We start from the raw sequence: 18,087 nt of genomic DNA on the forward strand, positions 1-18,087 counted from the left end.
CGGGTCATGCACATCATTTCCGGCCTGCTGCACGGCGGCGCGGAAACCGTGCTGCAGCGCCTGACGACGGCGCCCGGCACGCGCGTGCGCCACACGGTGGTGTCCATGCGCGGCGAGGGCGTCATGGGCGCATCGCTGCGGGATGCCGGCGTCGAGGTGATCTCCCTGGACATGCAGGGGGCCCTGGGGTCGGTGCGCGGCCTGTGGCGCCTGTATCGCCTGTTGCGCGGCCGCCGGCCCGACGTGGTCCAGACCTGGATGTACCACGCCGATCTGATCGGCGGGGTGCTGGCACGCCTGGCCGGCATCCGGGCGGTGGCCTGGGGGGTGCGCAATTCGGGGGTCAGCCTGGCGGAAAGCAGCCGCTCGTCGCGCATTACCGCCTGGCTCTGCGCCCGGGTCTCGGGCTGGGCGCCGGGCGTCATCGTCGCCTGCGCGCGCCGCGCGGCCCAGGTGCATCGCGGCTGGGGCTATCGGGACGATCGCATGCTGGTGATCCCCAACGGCTACGATCTGTCGATCTGGCGCCCCGACGACGACGCGCGCCGGACCTGGCGCGCGGCCTGGAAAGTGCCCGACGACGCGGTCCTGCTGGGCTGCGTCGCCCGCTGGAATCCCCTGAAGGATCACGGCAATCTGCTGGCCGCCCTGGCCCTGTGCGTCCGGACGCATCCGACGCTGCGCTGCGCCCTGATCGGCCTGGGCATGTCGCGCGACAATGCCGAACTGGTCGCCCAGGCGCGGCATTACGGCCTGCTGGACCATCTGATCTTCCTGGGCCGCCGCGACGACGTGCCCGCCCTGATGCCGGCGCTGGACATCCATGTCCTGTCGAGCAAAGCCGAAGGCTTCCCCAATGTGGTGTCCGAAGCCATGGCCGCCGGAGTGGCCTGCGTCGTCACCGACGTGGGCGACGCGGCCGACATCGTCGGGGAATACGGCTGGGTGGCCCCGCCCCGGGACGCCGTCGCGCTGGCGCGGGCCATCGGCCAGGCCATCGACGAAGTGAGCCGCCCCTCGTGGCCGCAGCGCCGCGAACAGGCGCGGGATTCCGTGGCGCGGCGCTACAGCCTGCAGACCATGGTGGATCGCTACGAGGCGGTCTGGCGCCGCCTGGCGTCCGATTTCCCGACGCCGGCGGCGCGCGGGGCCGAATCTTCGGCGTCCGCCGCTTTCGCGCGCGATGCGGGCGGCGCCACGGCGGCCGGCGAGGCTCATACGGGTGCGGCATTCGCCGCTGCGGGCCGTCCCCGCCTGCTGTTCTTCATCACCAATCCCGCCTTCCTGGTGTCCCACCGCCTGCCGGTGGCCGTGGCGGCGCGGGACGCCGGCTACGAGGTGCACGTCGCCTCCATGGGCGGGCCGGCGGTCGCCGAACTGGAGGCCCTGGGATTCATCCATCACCGCCTGCCTTTGTCGCGCACCAGCATGCGGCCCTGGACCGAGGCCCGCAGTCTCTGGGCCATCTGGCGGCTGTTTCGCCGGGTGCGGCCGGATCTGGTGCATGCCGTCACGCTCAAATCCGTGCTGTACGGCGGTATCGCCAGCCGTCTGGCGGGGGTGCCCGCCTATGTGGCGGCGATTTCGGGGCTGGGCTACGTCTTCATCCAGGGCTCGGGCGCGCGCGGCGCGCTCAAGCGCCTGGCCCTGGTCCTGTACCGCCTCGCGCTGGGGCATGCCAACAGCCGGGTGATCTTCCAGAACACCTCGGACCGGGACGTGCTGGTGCAAGCCGGAGCGGTGCGACCGGGGCAGGTCGTGATGGTGCGGGGTTCGGGCGTGGACCTGGATCGTTTCGCTCCGGCTCCCTGGCCCGAAGGCCCGGTGACGGTCGCCATGGCCAGCCGCCTGCTGCGCGACAAGGGCGTGCGGGAATTCGTCGCCGCCGCCCGGCTGTCCGCCGCCCGGGGCGACGGCGTGCGTTGGCGCCTGGCGGGCAGCCCGGACCTGGAAAACCCGGCGTCCGTGCAGACCGATGAGCTGCAGGCCTGGAAGGCCGAAGGCGTGGTCGATTGCGTGGGCGAGTGCGCCGACGTGGCGGGGCTGTATGCGCAGGCCCATATCGTGGCGCTGCCGTCCTATCGCGAAGGCCTGCCCAAGTCCCTGATCGAGGCCGCCGCCTGCGGCCGCCCGGTCGTCACTACCGACGTGCCCGGATGCCGGGACGTCATCGAGCCCGACGTCAGCGGCCTGCTGGTCCCCGCCCGGGATGCACAGGCCCTGGCCGACGCGGTCGGCCGGCTGGCGGGCGATGCCGGCCTGCGGGAACGCATGGGCGCGGCGGGCCGCGCCCTGGCGCAGCGTGATTTCGGCCTGGAGGGCATTGTCCGGGCCCATCTGGCGGTGTATGCGGATCTGCTGCCGGCCCGGCGCGACGCTTGAAGGAGCCCCCCGTGTCCGGCATCCATAATCGTTTCAAGGCCTCCCTGCATGACGGCGCGGTGCCCGGCATCGGCCTGTTCCTGGGTCTGTGCAGCCCGTACAGCGCCGATCTGCTGGCCGGTACGGGCTTCGATTGGCTGCTGATCGACGCCGAGCACGGCCCCAATGACGTGCGCACCGTGCTGGCGCAACTGCAGGCGCTGACCGGGCAGGGGGCCGAGGTTCTGGTGCGCACGGTCGACCACGACCCCGCGCGCATCAAGCAGTTGCTGGATATCGGCGTGCAAAGCCTGCTGGTCCCCATGGTGGATTCCGCCGAGCAGGCGCGGGCCCTGGTGCGGGCGACGCGCTATCCCCCCGCCGGCATGCGCGGCGTCGGATCGGCGCTGGCGCGGGCTTCGCGCTGGAACGGCGTGCCCGGATATCTGCAGCAGGCCAACGAGCAGATCTGCCTGATCGTGCAGGCGGAATCCCTGGCGGCTCTGGCGGCCCTGGACGACATCCTGGCGGTCGACGGGGTGGATGCCGTGTTCCTGGGGCCGTCGGATCTGGCCGCTTCCATGGGGCTTCTGGGGCAGCCCGGACATGCGGAGGTCAAGGCGGCGGTGCTGGACGCGATCGCCCGGATCACGCGCAGCGGCAAGGCCGCCGGCGTCTTCGCCACGCAACTGGATGCCGCCCGGGAATTCTGCCGCGCCGGCGCCCGCTTCGTGGCCGTCGGCACCGATACGCTGCTGCTGCGCCACGCCGCCGAGGGCCTGGCCAGGGCCTTCCGGGATGGCGCCGACCAGGCGGCAGGGGCGGGGTACTGAATGACGTAGTCGGCCCTTCGCTTCGTTTTCACCTCTGCTCCGGGATGCGGGCCCGCCTTGTCAGGCGGGCCTTTTTTGTGTCCGCAGGTCTTGAATCAGTGTTTTCCCTAGTTCCATATATTTTATACGAAACTATAATTTGTATACAAAACTGATAATCGTATTCAAACACCATGGACAGCACACAAAAAAGAAAGACCTCACAGTCCGTTTACGAGGATGTCAGGACGCTCCTGGGCGACATGATGCAGGGCCTGACCGAGCCCGTCCGCGTCCGGGAAGACGAACTGGCGGCCCAGCTGGGCGTCAGCCGGACGCCGGTGCGCGAGGCTCTGATCCGGCTTGAAAGCACGGGTCTGATCAGCTTGCGGCCCGGCAGGGGCGCGCTGCTGTCGCCCGTCACGGACGGCGAATATCTGGAATGGCTCCAGCTGCGGGAAGTGCTGGAAGGATTCGCGGCGCGCGAAGCGGCGCTGAACGCCTCGCAGCGGGACGTGGAACGGCTGCGGGCGCTGTTCGAGCCTTTCCTGACGAGCAGTGTGGACGACCGCGACGCGGATGCCTATGCGCAGGCGAACGTGACGTTCCACGAAGAAATCATCGCCTTGGCGAACAACCGCCTGCTGGAACAGGTGTGGGCCGCCTTCGGGCACCGGCAGACCACGTTCCGCCGGCAGACCATCAAGCGCCTGCACCGCGGCGCGGATTCATTGCGCGAGCATCTGGCCATGATCGACGCCATCGCCCAGCGGGATGCCGATCTGGCGGATCGCCTGGCCAGGGCCCATGTCCACGCGCTTTTCGACGCCTTCCAGAAATACCGCGCCAGCACGGACCGGCAGCAGGATTCCTGAAAGAACGTTTTGCTTTTCCATGGATGATTTTTAAATGAAATTCTTGAGTTTTACAGAGGGGCGGGAGCGGCGGTTGGGGCTGCTCGAAGAGAGCGGAGACGTCGTGGACCTGACCGCCCTGCTGCGCGGATTCCCGGGGCATGGCTTGCCGGCCGTCCCCACGGACGTGAGCGAACTGATCGAACTGGGCGAGCCCGCCCTGGACGCCATCAAGGCATGCCTGGCCTCCAGCGGCGACGCCGCCCGGGACGCGCGCAGCCTGGATCAGATCCGGGTCCTGGCGCCCATCCGTGTGAAAAAGAACGTGTTCTGCGTCGGCCGCAATTATCGGGATCACATCATCGAAGGCAATCTGGCGCGCGGCCGGCCCGCGGACCAGTTCCCGAAGGCGATCGAATTCTTCACCAAGCCGCCGACCGCGGTCATCGGCCACGGGGATTCCGTGCAGCGTCAGGCCGGCCTGACGGACAGTCTGGACTACGAGGCGGAATTCGCCATCGTCATCGGCCGCCGGGGCCGGAACATTTCGCGCGCCGAGGCGCTGGACCACGTGTTCGGCTACACCATCGTCAATGACGTGACCGCCCGGGACCTGCAGCTGCGCCATGGACAGTGGTTCAAGGGCAAGGGCCTGGACACCAGCTGCCCCATGGGGCCCGTCGTGGTCCACCGTTCGGCCATCGCCAACCCCAATGGCCTCGACGTGTCGCTGACCGTGAACGGCGAATTGCGGCAGTCGGACAACACCGCTTCGATGATCTTCACCGTCGAAGCCATCATCGAGCAGCTGTCGGCCGGGATGACCCTGGAGCCGGGCGACGTGATCGCCACGGGCACGCCCAAGGGCGTCGGCTTCGCCAGGACCCCGCCGGCCTGTCTGCAGGTGGGGGATGTCGTGTCCGCCACCGTGCAGCACATCGGCACCTTGACCAACATCGTATCGGAATGACGGCGGCGGACCGCGCCGTCCCCATGACAGGAGACATGATGACACTGCCCAAAGACCTCGCACCTTTTGCCACCGGCGAACTGGCGTCCCGATACGTGGACGTCGACACGCTGCCCTGGAAGCCGACGCCCACGCCGGGCATCGATATGAAGATCCTTCTGGACATTCCCGAAACCGGTTTGATGACGGCGCTGTTCCGCTGGCAGCCGGGAACCTCGCTGCCGCTGCACGAGCACGTCGAGATCGAACAGACCTATGTGCTGAGCGGCAGCATCGTCGACGACGAAGGGGAAGTCCGCGCCGGCGACTACGTCTGGCGCCCGAAGGGCAATCGGCACATCGCGCGTTCTCCGGATGGCGCGCTGGTGCTTTCGTTCTTTCTCAAGCCGAACCGATTCCTCGAAGGCGCTCTGGCCGGACAGGAACTGAAGTGAACTGTCTGCGGGCCGGCCCGGCTTTCCCGGACCGGCCGCAGTCTTGATTTCTCTAAAAATCGAAGAGTAGGAGACACTCTATGTCGTTCAAGATGAAAACCGTCGTGGCGGGCGTGGCCGCCGCCCTGCTGGCTTCCGTGGCCGGCCAGGCCTCGGCCGAGGTCAAGGACCGCAGCATGAAGTTCAGCTACGCGGTCAGTGCGACCAATCCCGTGGGCCTGGCCGCCCAGAAATTCATTGACGTCGCCAGCGAAAAGACGGGCGGCAAGTTCAAGATCACCGGCTATCCGGACGCCCAGCTGGGCAATGAAATCCAGTCCATGTCCTCCGCGCAGGGGGGCATTGTCGAGCTGACGGTCGCCTCCACCGCCGGGGCGGCCAGCAACGTCAAGGAACTCGGGATCTTCGACCTGCCGTTCCTGTTCCATTCGGTTGAAGAAGCCGATGCCGTGGTGGATGGTCCCGTCGGGAAGCGCCTGCTGGACAAGTTTTCCAGCAAGAACCTGGTGGGGCTGTGCTATTGGGATTATGGGTTCCGCCAGGTCTCCAACAGCAAGCACCCGATTCGCAAGCTCGAGGACTTCGACGGCCTGAAGCTGCGGGTCCTGCAAAACCGCATTTATATCGATACGTTCAAGGCGCTGGGGGCCAATCCGCTGCCGCTGCCGTATCCGGAAACCTATACGGCCCTGGAAAGCAAGGCGATCGACGGGCAGGAAAGCTCCTTCCTGGTCACCAAGAGCAGCGGATACCAGGAAATCCAGAAATACCTGACCGAGACCCAGCACGTCTTCCTGCCCGCGGTCGTGCTGGCCAGCAAGCGGTTCTGGGATCGCCTGAGCCCCGAAGAACAGACCGTCCTGCGGGACTCCTGCGCGGAATCCGTGACGTATTTCCGCCAGGTCAGCCGCCAGATGGAAAAGGACGTCGTCAAGGAACTGGAGGCCGCCGGCATGGAGTTCAACCAGATCGAGCCGGCGGAAAAAGCCCGGATGGTCGAGGCGACCGCTTCCGTGACGGAGAAGTACAAGGCCGAATTGGGCGCGGACCTGGTCGACGAGACCCTGGCCACGATCCAGAAGGTCCGGAACAAGCAATAAACACGGGCATCGAGCCCGGGGCGCGTCCGTCGGCGGCAAGCAGTCCGGAACCGGCCGGACGCGCCTTTTCAATCGGGAGCATCAGCCATGACAAAGCTGATCAAGACCTATTTTTCCCTGCTGAAAGTCGTCATCGTCCTGTGTCTGGCGGCGATGGTCGTGATGGTGTTCGCCAATGTGGTGATGCGCTATGTGTTCAATACGGGGCTGCCCGTGTCGGAGGAGCTGGCGCGCTGGTGTTTCGTCTGGCTGACTTTTCTGGGCGCGATCCTGGTGCTGCATGAACGGTCCCACCTGGGGGTGGACGTGGTGGTGCAGATCATGCCGCCGAAGGTCCGCAAATTCTGCCTGGCGCTCGCTTCCCTGCTGATGCTCTATGCGACGTGGCTGGTGTTGATGGGCAGCATCGAACAGACGCGCCTGAACTATGAGGCGACCGCGCCGGCCTCGGGCCTGTCGCAAGCCTGGTTCTTCGGCGTGGGCGTCGTCTTCGCCATCTCGACGGGAGGCATCCTGCTGTATCAGTTGTACGCGCTGATCCGCACGCCCGCGGCCGATCTGGAATCCATCGCGGCCAACACTTCCTCCGGAGCCGATTGATGACGCTCGCATTGTTCATTGTTGTCCTGTTCGTCGGGCTTGCCATCGGGCTGCCGGTCGCGTATGCCCTGATTCTGACGGGCGTGGCGCTGATGTACCAGCTGGATTTCTTCGATGCCCAGATCGTCGCCCAGAATCTGTTGAACGGCGCCGACAGCTTTCCCCTGATGGCCGTTCCGTTCTTCATGCTCGCCGGCGCCGTGATGAACGCGGGCGGCCTGTCGCAGCGGATCGTGAATCTGGCCCTGGCGCTCGTCGGACACATCCGCGGCGGCCTGGGCTATGTCACCATCCTGGCGGCCAGCATTCTGGCCAGCCTGTCCGGTTCCGCCGCCGCCGATGCCGCCGCCCTGTCCGCGCTGCTGGTGCCGATGATGATGAAGGCGGGGAATTCCAGAGGACGGTCGGGCGGGCTGGTGGCCTCTTCGGGAATCATCGCGCTGGTCATTCCGCCTTCCATCGGCCTGATCCTGATCGGGGTCACCGGCAACATCTCCATCACGGGCCTGTTCATGGCGGGGATCGTGCCGGGGATCCTGATGGCGCTGTGCCTGTGCGCGACCTGGTTTCTGGTGTCGCGCCGGGACAAGATCGCGCCGCTGCCCAAGGTTCCCGCCAGGGAAGTGCTGTCCCTGGTGATCAAGAGCTTCTGGGCGCTGCTGCTGCCCGTGATCATCATCGTCGGCCTGCGCTTTGGCGTGTTCACGCCGACCGAGGCCGGCGTGGTGGCCGCCGTCTATGCCCTGTTCGTGGCGACGTGCATCTATCGCGAGCTGCGGCTGAATCAGCTGTACGAGGTCTTTCTGGAATCCGCCAAGATGAGCGCGATGGTGATGTTCCTGGTCGCCGCCGCGCTCGTGTCGGGATGGATGATCACGATCGCCGGCCTGCCTCATCAGGTGATGGCGCTGGTGGAACCGGTCAAGGATTCCCCCACCTTGCTCATGCTGGTGATCGTCGGCCTGGTCCTGGTGGTCGGGACGGCGATGGACATGATCCCGATCGTGCTGATCCTGATCCCGGTCCTGTTGCCCGCCGTGGTGGCGGCGGGCATCGATCCCGTGTATTTCGGCATCGTGTTCATGCTGGCCTGCTCCATCGGGCTGATCACGCCGCCCGTGGGCGCCGTGCTCAACGTGGTGGCCGGCGTGACCAAGGCCCGGATGATCGAGGTCATCGTGGGGGTCTGGCCGTTCCTGGCGGCGCAATGCGTGGCCTTGCTGCTGCTGATCCTCTTCCCCCAGCTGGTGCTGGCCCCTTACCGATGGATCATGGGATAGCGCCGGCGTGACGCGACGCAGGCGTGATCAATGGAGAAAGCATGAGTGGCATGAATGAATTGCAGGGCTGCAGGGTCATGGTCTCCGCCGGCGCCTCGGGCATCGGCCTGACGATCGCCCGGGCCTTCCTGGCGGCCGGCGCGCGCGTCGAGGTCTGCGATGTGTCGGACGACGCATTGCGCCAGGCCGGGGACGCGCCGGGCGGGCTGGGCACGCATCGGGCGGACGTGTCCGACGCGGGCGCGGTCGACCGCTGGTTCGACAAGGCATTGGGCGCCCTGGGCGGGCTGGATGTGCTGGTCAACAACGCCGGGGTGGCGGGCCCGACCGGCGCGCTGGAAGACCTGTCCGAAGAAGACTGGGACCGCACGATGTCCGTCAACGTGCGGGGCCACTTCCTGTGCACGCGCCGCGCGATTCCCGCGCTCAAGCAGTCGGGGCGCGCGGCCATCATCAACATCAGTTCGGTCGCGGGGCGCCTGGGCTATCCGTTCCGGACCCCCTACGCGGCGTCGAAGTGGGCCGTGATCGGAATGACGCAGAGCCTGGCCATCGAACTGGGGCCTCACGACATCACGGTCAATGCGATATTGCCGGGCATCGTGGAGAGCCGCCGCGTCGCCGAGGTGCTGGCCTCGAAGGCGCGTCTGCAGGGCGTCACGGAAGACGCGTTGCGGGCAGAGGTGCTCGAGCACGTCGCGCTGAACCGCATGGTGCCCATGGCGCACATCGCCGATACCGCGCTGTTCCTGGCGTCGCCCGCCGGCCGCAGCATCACCGGACAGAACATGAATGTGTGCGCCGGCGTGCGGGCCTTGCGCTGAGCCCTGTGTTTTTCGCCCGATCCCCGGGGCCGCATGAGAAGGCCGCGGGGCGGGGATGGATTCGATTTGCGGAGTGGAAATGAAAGCTGATTATCTGAAGGACGTGTTCGGCCTCGAGGGCCGGACTGCGCTGATCACCGGCTCGGGCTCGGGCCTGGGCCATGCGATGGCCGAGGCCCTCGGCAAGGCCGGCGCCCGGGTGGTCATCAACGACCTGTCGCTGGAGCGCTGCGAGGCGGCCGTGGCGGAACTGGCGGCTCAGGGCGTCGAGGCCCGCCCGGCGCCCTTCGACGTCTCCGATCACGAGCAGGTGCGCCAGGCGGTTCTCGGCCTGGAGTCGGCCGGGTGGGGGATCGACGTGCTGGTCAGCAACGCGGGCAACCAGAACCGGATGCCCCTGATCGAACAGGCGCCCGAAGCCTGGCGGTCGCTGTTCCAGGTGCACGTCGACGGCGCGTTCAACTGCGTGCAGGCGGTTCTGCCCCGGATGGTCGCCCAGGGAGAAGGCCGCATCGTGCTGATGGCCTCCGTGGCGTCCATGGCGAGCATGCCGGGCATATCGGCGTACGCTTCCGCCAAGGGAGCCCTGGCGGCCCTGACGCGCGCGGTGGCGGTCGAATACGGGGAAAAGGGCGTCTGCTGCAATGCATTGGCCCCCGGTTTCGTGCGGACGCAATTCACCGCGGCCCTGCAGGAAAAGGAGCAGTTCAATGCTTTTCTGGAGCAATCGGTGCCGCTCAAGCGCTGGGCGACGCCCGATGACATCGCTCCCGCGGTGCTGTATCTCGCGTCGCGCGCGGGAAGCTTCGTGAATGGCCATGTGCTGGCCATCGATGGCGGGCTGCTGGCCCGGATGTAAGCAATCGGGGCCGCGGGCGGCTGTCTGTCAGGCGCCGGCCGTGCGGCATCCCGTGAAACGATGAGAGGCGGTTTATGAGTCAGTCGGATCTGTTCCTGCATGTCGTGATGATGCAGTTCGATGATCGCGTCGATGCGCGGTTCCACCGGCAGGTGAAGGAGCATGCGGATCGGGTCAGGCGCGAGTGCGGCGGCATCGTGCTGTATCACTACGGTGAAAACACGGCGGACCGGTCGCAGGGGTACACGCACGCCACCAGCGCGCTGTTCACCAGCGCGGGCGCCCATGACGCCTACCAGACGAGCCCCGCGCACGTCGCCATGAAAGAGTTCATGATGGGGCATATCCAGCGGATCGCCGTCCACGATACGGCCATTCCCGCGTCCGAGGCCGGCCAGCCGGATTGAAGCCGGGGTTTCAGAACGGCAGTTCCCGCCCCGGCAGCAGGGCGTGGATCGCGTCGCGGAATTCCGCCTGGATCCGTGACAGGGCTTCGGGGGTGTCGCCCTCGAAGCGCAGCACCACCACGGGGGTCGTGTTCGAGGCCCGGGCCAGGCCGAAGCCGTCGGCGTATTCGGCGCGGATGCCGTCGATGGTGATGCGGTCCCGGGCGGCGGGGAAGCGGCCTTCGGTCTGCAGGCGGCGGATGAAGGCATGCGGCTCGCCTTCGGCCATGGGCAGTTTCAGTTCGGGGGTGGACAGGCCCTGGGGCAGGGATTCCAGCACCTGGCCGGGGTTTTCGCTGCGCGACAGGATCTCCAGCAGGCGCGCGCCGGCGTAGAGGCCGTCGTCGAAGCCATACCAGCGTTCCTTGAAGAAGATGTGGCCGCTCATCTCGCCGGCCAGCGGCGCGCCGCTTTCGGCCAGGCGGGCCTTGATCAGGGAATGGCCCGTCTGAGACATCTGCGGGACGCCGCCCGCGTCGCGGATGGCCTGCCCCAGGTGGCGGCTGCATTTGACGTCGAAGATGATGGGGGCGCCGGGCTCGCGTTGCAGGATGTCCCGTGCGAACAGGATCAGCTGGCGGTCGGGCCAGATGATCTGGCCGGATTTCGTCACGACCCCCAGGCGGTCGGCGTCGCCGTCGAAGGCCAGGCCGACGTCGCAGTCGGTGCGCCGCAGGTGCTCGATCAGGTCCTGCAGGTTCGCGGGCTCGGCCGGGTCCGGGTGGTGGTTGGGAAAGTGCCCGTCCACCGTGCAGAACAGTTCATCCACTTCGCAGCCCAGGGCGCGGAACAGGCGGCCGGCGACCACGGCGCCCACGCCGTTGCCGCAGTCGATGGCGATATGCAGGGGGCGGGCCAGGCGCACGTGATCGGCGATGCGCCGCACGTAGGTGTCGATCAGGTCCAGGGATTCCGCCCGGCCCGGCGTCGCGCCCGGCGGCGGCTGGATGTCGGCCATGGGGGTGCGCAGCGCCTGGATGCCTTCGCCGTGCAGGGTGCGGCCGCCCATCATCAGCTTGAAGCCGTTGTAGTCGGGCGGGTTGTGGCTGCCCGTGATGGCCACGCCCGAGCCGCTGCCGTCCAGATGGGCGGCGAAGTACACCAGCGGAGTGTGCACCAGGCCCAGGTCCTTGGTGTCGATGCCGCCCGCATGCAGGCCGGCCTGCAGGGACGAGGACAAGCTCGGGCTGCTGAGCCGGCCGTCGTGCCCGACCACCAGGCTGCGGATGTTTTCCAGGCGGGCCTGCGCGGCCAGCGCCAGGCCCAGGGTGTAGGCGAACACGTCATTCAACTGGTCGGGAACCGTGCCCCGGATGTCGTAGGCTTTGAAGACGGACGCAGGAAATGAAGTGGACACGGCGGATCTCGGGCGGAAGTGGAGGGCAGGGTCGCGGCCGGCGCATCCCGAAAGCCCTGGCGGGCGTGTCGGGACGACGGCATCGCCCATTATCGCCGATTACAATGAAGCCCTCTTGGCGCATACGGGATTGTCAGTTCATGGATCATCTGGATGCTTTGCGGGCGGTGGTTGGCGCAGCGCATGTCTTGACCGGGCCGGACGCCCGGTCCTACGAGGTCGATTGGCGCGAGCGCTATCAGGGCCGCGCGCTGGCCGTGGCGCGTCCGGGCAGCACGGACGAAGTGGCGGCGGTCATGCGGTATTGCGCGCAGGCCGGCGTCCCGGTGATTCCCCAGGGGGGCAATACGGGCCTGTGCGGCGGCGCGACGCCCGACGATTCGGGCGTCGCGGTGATCCTGTCGCTGCAGCGCCTGAACCGGGTGCGCGGCATCGATACCGACAACGACACCATGGACGTCGAGGCCGGCTGCATCCTGCAGTCCGTGCAGCAGGCGGCGCGCGAGGCGGGCCGGCTGTTTCCGCTCAGCCTGGCGGCCGAGGGCAGCTGCACCATCGGCGGCAACCTGGCGACCAACGCCGGGGGCACACAGGTGCTGCGCTACGGCAACATGCGCGAACTGACGCTGGGGCTGGAAGTCGTCACGGCCCAGGGCGAGATCTGGCATGGGCTGCGCGGCCTGCGCAAGGACAACACCGGCTACGACCTGCGCGACCTATACATCGGCAGCGAGGGCACGCTGGGGGTGATCACGGCGGCCACGCTGAAACTGCACCCCCTGCCGGTGGCGCGCTGCACGGCCCTGCTGGCGCTGGACTCCATCGAATCGGCCATCGTCATGCTGGGTCGGGCCCGCGCGGGGCTGGGGGCGTCCCTGACCGGTTTTGAACTGATGGCGGGCAATTGCCTGCAAGATGTCGTGCGCTGCTTTCCGCAACAGCGCCTGCCCTTCGAGGGCGCCTCGGCCGAGCTGCCCTGGTTCGCCCTGTTGGAACTGTCCGACAGCGAATCCGAAGCCCACGCCCGCGAACGCTTTGAAGTGGTCATCGGCGAGGCCATCGAGGCCGGCTGCGTGCAGGATGCGGTGATCGCCGAATCCATGGCGCAGAGCCATGCCCTGTGGCACCTGCGCGAAAGCATCCCGCTGGCCGAAAAGGAATCCGGCAAGAGCATCAAGCACGACGTCTCGATCCCGGTCTCGCGTATGGCGGAATTCGTCGTGGGCACCAATGCGGCCCTGCAGGCGGCGTTTCCGGGCATCCGGCACGTGATCTTCGGGCACCTGGGCGACGGCAATCTGCACTACAACGTGGCGCGAGGGGCGGACTGGGCCGAGGGCCAGCTGCTGGCGCGCCAGGACGACGTCTATGCCCTGGTGCACCAGCGGGTGCATGCCGTGGGCGGTTCGATCAGCGCCGAACACGGGGTGGGGCAGTTGAAGCGCGACGCGCTGCCGCAATTCAAGGATCCGGTCGAGATGGCCCTGATGCATCGCATCAAGGCCGCGCTGGATCCGCAGGGCATCATGAATCCCGGCAAGGTCCTGAACTGATTCCGGCGCCCGGGGCGGCGCGCCGCCGGGGGCGCCTCGTCCGCGACGCGGCCTCGGGTATCATGGCGCCGTTTTCCATCCTCTCGGAGTTTTCCACATGACGATTCAACGCATCGAACCCGGCGTGCGCATGAGCGGCGCCGTCGTCCACGGCAATACCGTGTACCTGTCCGGCCAGACCGGGACGGGCGACGACGTCCAGGCCCAGGCGCGTTCGGCCCTGGCGAAGGTCGATGAGCTGCTGGCCAAGGCCGGCAGCCACAAATCCAAGATCCTGCAGGCCACGATCTGGCTGCGCGACATGGCCGACTTCGCGGCCATGAACCCCGTCTGGGAAGCCTGGATCGACCCGGCCAATCCCCCCGCCCGCGCCACCGGCGAGGCCCGCCTGGCCAGCCCCGGCCTGAAGTTCGAAGTCATCATCGTCGCCGCGCGCGACTAAGCCCTCATCGTTTCTGGCACAGCGGGCAGAAATACGTGGCCCGCTGCCCCTGCACGATCCGGCGGATGGGGCCGGCGCAGCGCGGGCAGGGCTGGCCGTCGCGTTCATAGACGGCGGCGTGTAGCGTGAAGTACGCCCCCGGCGCGCCCTGGGCGTTGACGTAGTCGCGCAGCGTGCTGCCGCCCGATTCCAGGGCCTGGCTCAGCGTCTGCAGAATGGCGGCGTGCAGCCGCGCGCAGCGCGGCCGCGACAGGCGGCTGCCCGGCGTGCGCGGGTCGATGCCCGCCTGGTACAGGGATTCGGACGCATAGATGTTGCCCACCCCGACGACGATGCGGCCGCCCAGCAGCAGCTGCTTGATGGATTGACGCCGGCCATGCACGCCTGCATGCAGGCTGTCGGGCGTGAAGCCGGGGCCGAAGGGCTCGCTGCCCAGGCTGGCCAGCAATGGATGCTCGCCGATCGGGCCGGCGTCCGCCGGGTGCCAGAGCACGGCGCCGAAGCGGCGCGGATCGTGCAACAGGAATCGGGCATCGTCGAACACCCATTCCACGTGATCGTGCTTGCGCAGGGGCTCGTCCATCGCGACCCGCCGCAGGGACCCCGACATGCCCAGATGCACGATCTGGGTGCCGTGCGCGAATCGGATCAGCAGGTATTTCCCCCGCCGTTCGCAGGCCAGCACCCGGGTATTGTCCAGCAAGGCGGGCAGGTCCGGGGGAATGGGCCAGCGCAGGCGGGGCTCGTGCACAATCAGTTGCCGCAGGATACGGCCGGGCATGATCGTGGCAATTCCACGACGCGTTGTTTCGACTTCTGGCAGTTCAGGCATGGCAGGGTGATAACATCCTCTTTCGATGAAGCAATTTTGCCACCAGACGCGGGCATTTCTCGCGTTGCGGCCCTGGTTACCGCCGATGAGAATCTCCGCCTCCGTATTGCCCGTGGTGCTGGCGCTGGCCGCCGCGCACGAGACGGCCTGGGCTGCCCCGCCGATTCCGGCGCCGGCCGATTCGGTTGAAACCATCCAGTTGCGTCCGGGCGAGCCGCCCGCCGTCAGCCTGACGCCGGACCTGTTGTACCGCATTCTGGTGGCGGAATTATCCGCCCAGCAGGGGCAGTACGACGATGCCGCTCAGGAATTGCTGGGCGTGGCGCGGGATACGCTGGACCCCCGCCTGGGGCAGCGGGCCTTCCAGATGGCCATGACCGGCCGCAACCTGGCGCTGGCCCTGCAGTCCGCCCGGGAATGGGCGCGGCTGGACCCCGAAAACCCCGAAGCCGTCGCCGCGTCGCTGGCCCTGTCGGCCTCCAGCGGGCAGACCGACGGTCTGGCCCGCACGCTGGCGCGCCGGATCGAATCCGCCGACGACAAGGACCAGGCCGTCGTCCAGGCGGCGGGCATCGTCTCCAAGATGACGGACAAGCGCCTGGCGCTGGACGTGCTGGACAAGGCCCTGTCCGGAGTCGTGAAGACCTCGGCCCTGGCGCATCTGGCGCTGGCCGACGCATCCTGGGCCGCGGGAGAACCCCGCCGCGCCGTGGACGAGGCCTACCAGGCCCAGGCCCTGGATCCGGATTCGCCGGACGCCGCCCAGCGGGTGCTGGAATACGGCCTGCGGGTCGAACCCCGCCAGGCCATCGGCGACACCTATGCCTATCTGGCGAAGCATCCGAACCAGCGGGCCCTGCAACTGCTGCTGGTCAGCCGCCTGACGGGGCAGGGCCAGTTCGACGAAGCCCTGAAACTGCTGGGCTCCATGCGCCGGCAGACGCCCGAAGACTTCGACCTGCTCTACACGGAGGCCGAGGTCAATGCGCGCGCCGGCCGCTACGATGCGGCCAAGGCGCTGCTGAATGAATACATCACCATCCAGCAGCAGCGCCGCCAGGCGGTGGCCGACGGCGCCACCAACGCCCAGGCCGACGTGTCCGACGCCCGCCTGCTGCTGGTGCAGATCGCCGAACGCCAGGGCGAACTGAAAGAAGCCATCCAGGAATTGCGCAGCATCGATGAGCCCAATCTGCGGTTCCAGGCGCAGACCCACGAGGCCGTGCTCTACGGGAAGCTGGGCGATCTGGCGCGGGCCCGCGCCACCCTGGACGCCATCAAGCCCGCCGACCGCCGCGAACGCACGGTCATCGTCCTGACGCGCGCATCCATCTACCGCGATGCCGGTCGCACCGACCAGGCCGTCGAGACCCTGAAGGCGGCGGACCTGGACATGCCGGACACGCCGGAAATCAAGTACGAACTGGGGATGCTGCTGCATCAGCAGGGCAAAAAGGCCGAATTCGAAGCCCTGATGCGCCGGGTGATTGCCCTGGATCCCGACAATGCCAATGCCTACAACTCGCTGGGCTATACCTACGTCGAGGAGAACCGCGACCTGCCCGAAGCCCGTGACCTGCTGGAACGGGCGCTGGATCTCGATCCCGACAACGCCTACATCCTGGACAGCGTGGGTTGGTACCTGTTCCGCACCCGGGATTACCAGGGGGCGCTGGAATACCTGCGCCGGTCCTACGATCATCTGCCGGCCGCCGACGTGGCGGCTCACCTGGGCGAAACCCTCTGGATGCTCAAGCGCCGCGATGAAGCCAGGCGCATCTGGGGCGAAGGCCGGAAGGCGGATCCCGACAACGAGACGCTGAAGGCCACCCTGAAGCGCCTGGGAGTGACGCTGCCGTGACGATGATGCGTGCGGGGCGACTGCTGGCGGGACTGGGCCTGGTTCTGGTCCTGGCCGCCTGTGCCACGCCTACCCGCATCGGCGGCCAGGGCCAGGCGTTCGAGCGCATCGGCCGCTTCGCCGTGAACCTGCAGCCGGTGGCGCAGCCGCCCTATGCCGCGCAAGGCGGGTTTTCCTGGCGGGACGACGGGCGCGCGCTGCGGCTGGATCTCAGCAATCCGCTGGGCAGCGTGCTGGCGCGAATCCGGGTGGAACCCGGCTCCTCCGTCCTGGAACGCGCCGACGGCAGCCGGGAAGCCGCGCCGTCGCCCGATGCCCTGCTGACCCGGATCTGGGGGCATCCGATGCCGGTGGAAGGCCTGCGCTACTGGATCCGCGGGCAGGCCGAACCCGGCCGCGACGCCGTCGGCGTCCAGCGGGATGAACAGGGCCGCCTGACGGCCTTGCGGCAGGACGGCTGGGATGCGCGCCTGTCGGACTACGACGATCAGGGCCCGCTGCGGGTGCGCCTGTCGCGCCGGGACGACCAGGGGCAGTGGCGCCTGCAGCTGATCATGGACCGCCCCTGATGCGGCCCGATCCGGCCCGGCGAGGACGCCATCCATGACCGCGCTGTATGACGTTCCCGCGCCCGCCAAGCTGAACCTGTTCCTGCACGTGGTCGGCCGGCGACCGGACGGCTATCACCGGCTGCAGACCGTGTTTCGCTTCATCGACCTGTTCGATCATCTGGATTTCGAGCGCACGGCCGACGGCCGCATCGAACGCGAGGGCGACGGCTTGGCGGGCCTGCCCGCCGACCAGGACCTGGTCCTGCGGGCGGCGCGCAGCCTGCGGCAGGCCACCGGCGCGCGCTACGGCGCCCGCATCGCCTACCGCAAGCGGATTCCGGCCGGCGGCGGCCTGGGGGGCGGGTCCAGCGATGCGGCCACCACCCTGATCGCCCTGAACCGCCTGTGGAACACCGGCCTGACGCGCGCCCAGCTGCTGCGGCTGGCCCTGCCGCTGGGGGCGGACGTGCCGGTGTTCGTCTTCGGCCGATCGGCCTTCGCCCAGGGCGTGGGCGAAGACCTGGACGCCGTGGCCCTGCCGCCCCGGGCGTACTGGGTCCTGCGGCCCAAGGCCCACATCCCGACGGCCGATGTGTTCCGGGATCCTGATTTGACAAGAGATTCGGAATCGGTAAAAATCTCGGTCTTTGCTGATTGGCAAACAGAACACAGCGGCCTATTTGGCCGCAACGATCTGGAATCTGTCGTCTGTCGGCGCCACCCGATGATCGCCCGCATACTGGGGACGATGCGTCAGGCGGGGCTCGATGCGCGAATGACCGGATCCGGCTCGTGCCTGTTTGCCGGGTTCGCCGATACCCGACAGGCTCGGGTGCAGCAGGACCGGATAATCAGTAAAATACATGACCTGCCCAATGTGGTCATCGAAGGCAGCTGGGTTTGCCAGGGGCTGGATGATCATCCACTGCGGGATTGGGTCGTAGACTGAAC

At 67.8% G+C, this 18,087-nt stretch carries 18 protein-coding genes and 1 pseudogene; 17 read left to right on the forward strand and 2 right to left on the reverse strand.

The window, feature by feature from the left end; genetic code table 11:
- Window positions 1–6 precede the first annotated feature (6 nt).
- The 12 genes and pseudogenes from Q0263_RS17395 to Q0263_RS04000 form a co-directional block, all read left to right on the forward strand.
- A pseudogene (locus tag Q0263_RS17395) lies at window positions 7–993 on the forward strand (glycosyltransferase); the annotation flags it as partial.
- 261 nt (window positions 994–1,254) lie between these two features.
- A complete protein-coding gene (locus Q0263_RS17400) occupies window positions 1,255–2,382 on the forward strand; it encodes a glycosyltransferase family 4 protein (RefSeq protein ID WP_366140682.1) in 1,128 nt (375 codons plus the stop codon).
- A gap of 11 nt (window positions 2,383–2,393) precedes the next feature.
- Complete coding sequence (locus tag Q0263_RS03955; protein ID WP_298013541.1) at window positions 2,394–3,194, forward strand: aldolase/citrate lyase family protein; 801 nt, start codon at window positions 2,394–2,396, stop codon at window positions 3,192–3,194.
- A 173-nt stretch (window positions 3,195–3,367) separates the two neighbouring features.
- The gene (locus Q0263_RS03960) at window positions 3,368–4,048 is read left to right on the forward strand and encodes a GntR family transcriptional regulator (protein ID WP_298013543.1); all 681 of its coding nucleotides are present in this window, start codon (window positions 3,368–3,370) and stop codon (window positions 4,046–4,048) included.
- Between the two features lie 34 nt (window positions 4,049–4,082).
- Window positions 4,083–4,997 (forward strand): fumarylacetoacetate hydrolase family protein, encoded by a 915-nt coding sequence (locus Q0263_RS03965; protein WP_298013545.1) that lies wholly within the window; start codon window positions 4,083–4,085, stop codon window positions 4,995–4,997.
- Window positions 4,998–5,035: 38 nt separating this feature from the next.
- Window positions 5,036–5,431 (forward strand): cupin domain-containing protein, encoded by a 396-nt coding sequence (locus tag Q0263_RS03970; RefSeq protein WP_298013546.1) that lies wholly within the window; start codon window positions 5,036–5,038, stop codon window positions 5,429–5,431.
- Between the two features lie 80 nt (window positions 5,432–5,511).
- Window positions 5,512–6,531 (forward strand): TRAP transporter substrate-binding protein, encoded by a 1,020-nt coding sequence (locus Q0263_RS03975; RefSeq protein WP_298013548.1) that lies wholly within the window; start codon window positions 5,512–5,514, stop codon window positions 6,529–6,531.
- 87 nt (window positions 6,532–6,618) lie between these two features.
- Window positions 6,619–7,131: a TRAP transporter small permease gene (locus Q0263_RS03980; protein ID WP_298013550.1), complete on the forward strand. Its 513-nt coding sequence runs from the start codon at window positions 6,619–6,621 to the stop codon at window positions 7,129–7,131.
- Window positions 7,131–8,411: a TRAP transporter large permease subunit gene (locus Q0263_RS03985; protein WP_298013552.1), complete on the forward strand. Its 1,281-nt coding sequence runs from the start codon at window positions 7,131–7,133 to the stop codon at window positions 8,409–8,411. Before Q0263_RS03980 ends, Q0263_RS03985 begins: the two co-directional genes overlap by 1 nt.
- 41 nt (window positions 8,412–8,452) lie before the next feature.
- Window positions 8,453–9,235: an SDR family oxidoreductase gene (locus Q0263_RS03990; RefSeq protein WP_298013554.1), complete on the forward strand. Its 783-nt coding sequence runs from the start codon at window positions 8,453–8,455 to the stop codon at window positions 9,233–9,235.
- A 79-nt stretch (window positions 9,236–9,314) separates the two neighbouring features.
- Entirely contained in the window at window positions 9,315–10,094 is a 780-nt protein-coding gene (locus Q0263_RS03995; protein WP_298013556.1) for an SDR family oxidoreductase, read from the forward strand.
- 74 nt (window positions 10,095–10,168) lie between these two features.
- The gene (locus tag Q0263_RS04000; RefSeq protein WP_298013558.1) at window positions 10,169–10,501 is read left to right on the forward strand and encodes a Dabb family protein; all 333 of its coding nucleotides are present in this window, start codon (window positions 10,169–10,171) and stop codon (window positions 10,499–10,501) included.
- A gap of 10 nt (window positions 10,502–10,511) precedes the next feature.
- Here the strand turns inward: Q0263_RS04000 and Q0263_RS04005 are convergent, their stop codons facing one another.
- Window positions 10,512–11,897 carry a phosphomannomutase/phosphoglucomutase gene (locus tag Q0263_RS04005; protein ID WP_298013560.1) on the reverse strand — a complete coding sequence of 462 codons (1,386 nt, stop codon included), beginning with the start codon at window positions 11,895–11,897 and terminating at the stop codon, window positions 10,512–10,514.
- Between the two features lie 140 nt (window positions 11,898–12,037).
- Between Q0263_RS04005 and Q0263_RS04010 the strand changes: the two genes are divergently transcribed.
- Entirely contained in the window at window positions 12,038–13,450 is a 1,413-nt protein-coding gene (locus tag Q0263_RS04010; RefSeq protein WP_298013562.1) for an FAD-binding oxidoreductase, read from the forward strand.
- Between the two features lie 97 nt (window positions 13,451–13,547).
- A complete protein-coding gene (locus Q0263_RS04015; protein WP_298013564.1) occupies window positions 13,548–13,892 on the forward strand; it encodes a RidA family protein in 345 nt (114 codons plus the stop codon).
- Window positions 13,893–13,896: 4 nt separating this feature from the next.
- On the opposite strand, the gene mutM is transcribed toward Q0263_RS04015, so the two are convergent.
- The gene (gene mutM, locus Q0263_RS04020) at window positions 13,897–14,724 is read right to left on the reverse strand and encodes a bifunctional DNA-formamidopyrimidine glycosylase/DNA-(apurinic or apyrimidinic site) lyase (RefSeq protein ID WP_298013565.1); all 828 of its coding nucleotides are present in this window, start codon (window positions 14,722–14,724) and stop codon (window positions 13,897–13,899) included.
- Window positions 14,725–14,809: 85 nt separating this feature from the next.
- On the opposite strand from mutM, the gene Q0263_RS04025 reads away from it, so the two are divergent.
- Genes Q0263_RS04025 through ispE form a run of 3 tightly spaced genes read left to right on the forward strand, consistent with a single transcriptional unit; the run spans window position 14,810 to window position 18,085 of the window.
- A complete protein-coding gene (locus Q0263_RS04025; protein WP_298013567.1) occupies window positions 14,810–16,585 on the forward strand; it encodes a tetratricopeptide repeat protein in 1,776 nt (591 codons plus the stop codon).
- 2 nt (window positions 16,586–16,587) lie between these two features.
- Complete coding sequence (lolB, locus tag Q0263_RS04030) at window positions 16,588–17,154, forward strand: lipoprotein insertase outer membrane protein LolB (RefSeq protein ID WP_298014203.1); 567 nt, start codon at window positions 16,588–16,590, stop codon at window positions 17,152–17,154.
- A gap of 34 nt (window positions 17,155–17,188) precedes the next feature.
- Window positions 17,189–18,085 carry a 4-(cytidine 5'-diphospho)-2-C-methyl-D-erythritol kinase gene (gene ispE, locus Q0263_RS04035; protein WP_298013568.1) on the forward strand — a complete coding sequence of 299 codons (897 nt, stop codon included), beginning with the start codon at window positions 17,189–17,191 and terminating at the stop codon, window positions 18,083–18,085.
- Window positions 18,086–18,087: the final 2 nt, after the last annotated feature.

This window comes from uncultured Castellaniella sp. (genome assembly GCF_937988725.1).
Taxonomy (GTDB): Bacteria; Pseudomonadota; Gammaproteobacteria; order Burkholderiales; family Burkholderiaceae_B; genus Castellaniella.

Coding starts and splice junctions, on each gene's coding strand:
- Q0263_RS03960 (WP_298013543.1), top strand. CDS start 3,368: ATGGACAGCACACAAAAAAGAAAGACCTCACAGTCCGTTTACGAGGAT.
- Q0263_RS03965 (WP_298013545.1), top strand. CDS start 4,083: ATGAAATTCTTGAGTTTTACAGAGGGGCGGGAGCGGCGGTTGGGGCTG.
- Q0263_RS03970 (WP_298013546.1), top strand. CDS start 5,036: ATGACACTGCCCAAAGACCTCGCACCTTTTGCCACCGGCGAACTGGCG.
- Q0263_RS03975 (WP_298013548.1), top strand. CDS start 5,512: ATGTCGTTCAAGATGAAAACCGTCGTGGCGGGCGTGGCCGCCGCCCTG.
- Q0263_RS03980 (WP_298013550.1), top strand. CDS start 6,619: ATGACAAAGCTGATCAAGACCTATTTTTCCCTGCTGAAAGTCGTCATC.
- Q0263_RS03985 (WP_298013552.1), top strand. CDS start 7,131: ATGACGCTCGCATTGTTCATTGTTGTCCTGTTCGTCGGGCTTGCCATC.
- Q0263_RS03990 (WP_298013554.1), top strand. CDS start 8,453: ATGAGTGGCATGAATGAATTGCAGGGCTGCAGGGTCATGGTCTCCGCC.
- Q0263_RS03995 (WP_298013556.1), top strand. CDS start 9,315: ATGAAAGCTGATTATCTGAAGGACGTGTTCGGCCTCGAGGGCCGGACT.
- Q0263_RS04000 (WP_298013558.1), top strand. CDS start 10,169: ATGAGTCAGTCGGATCTGTTCCTGCATGTCGTGATGATGCAGTTCGAT.
- Q0263_RS04010 (WP_298013562.1), top strand. CDS start 12,038: ATGGATCATCTGGATGCTTTGCGGGCGGTGGTTGGCGCAGCGCATGTC.
- Q0263_RS04015 (WP_298013564.1), top strand. CDS start 13,548: ATGACGATTCAACGCATCGAACCCGGCGTGCGCATGAGCGGCGCCGTC.
- mutM (WP_298013565.1), bottom strand. CDS start 14,724: ATGCCTGAACTGCCAGAAGTCGAAACAACGCGTCGTGGAATTGCCACG.
- Q0263_RS04025 (WP_298013567.1), top strand. CDS start 14,810: ATGAGAATCTCCGCCTCCGTATTGCCCGTGGTGCTGGCGCTGGCCGCC.
- lolB (WP_298014203.1), top strand. CDS start 16,588: ATGATGCGTGCGGGGCGACTGCTGGCGGGACTGGGCCTGGTTCTGGTC.
- ispE (WP_298013568.1), top strand. CDS start 17,189: ATGACCGCGCTGTATGACGTTCCCGCGCCCGCCAAGCTGAACCTGTTC.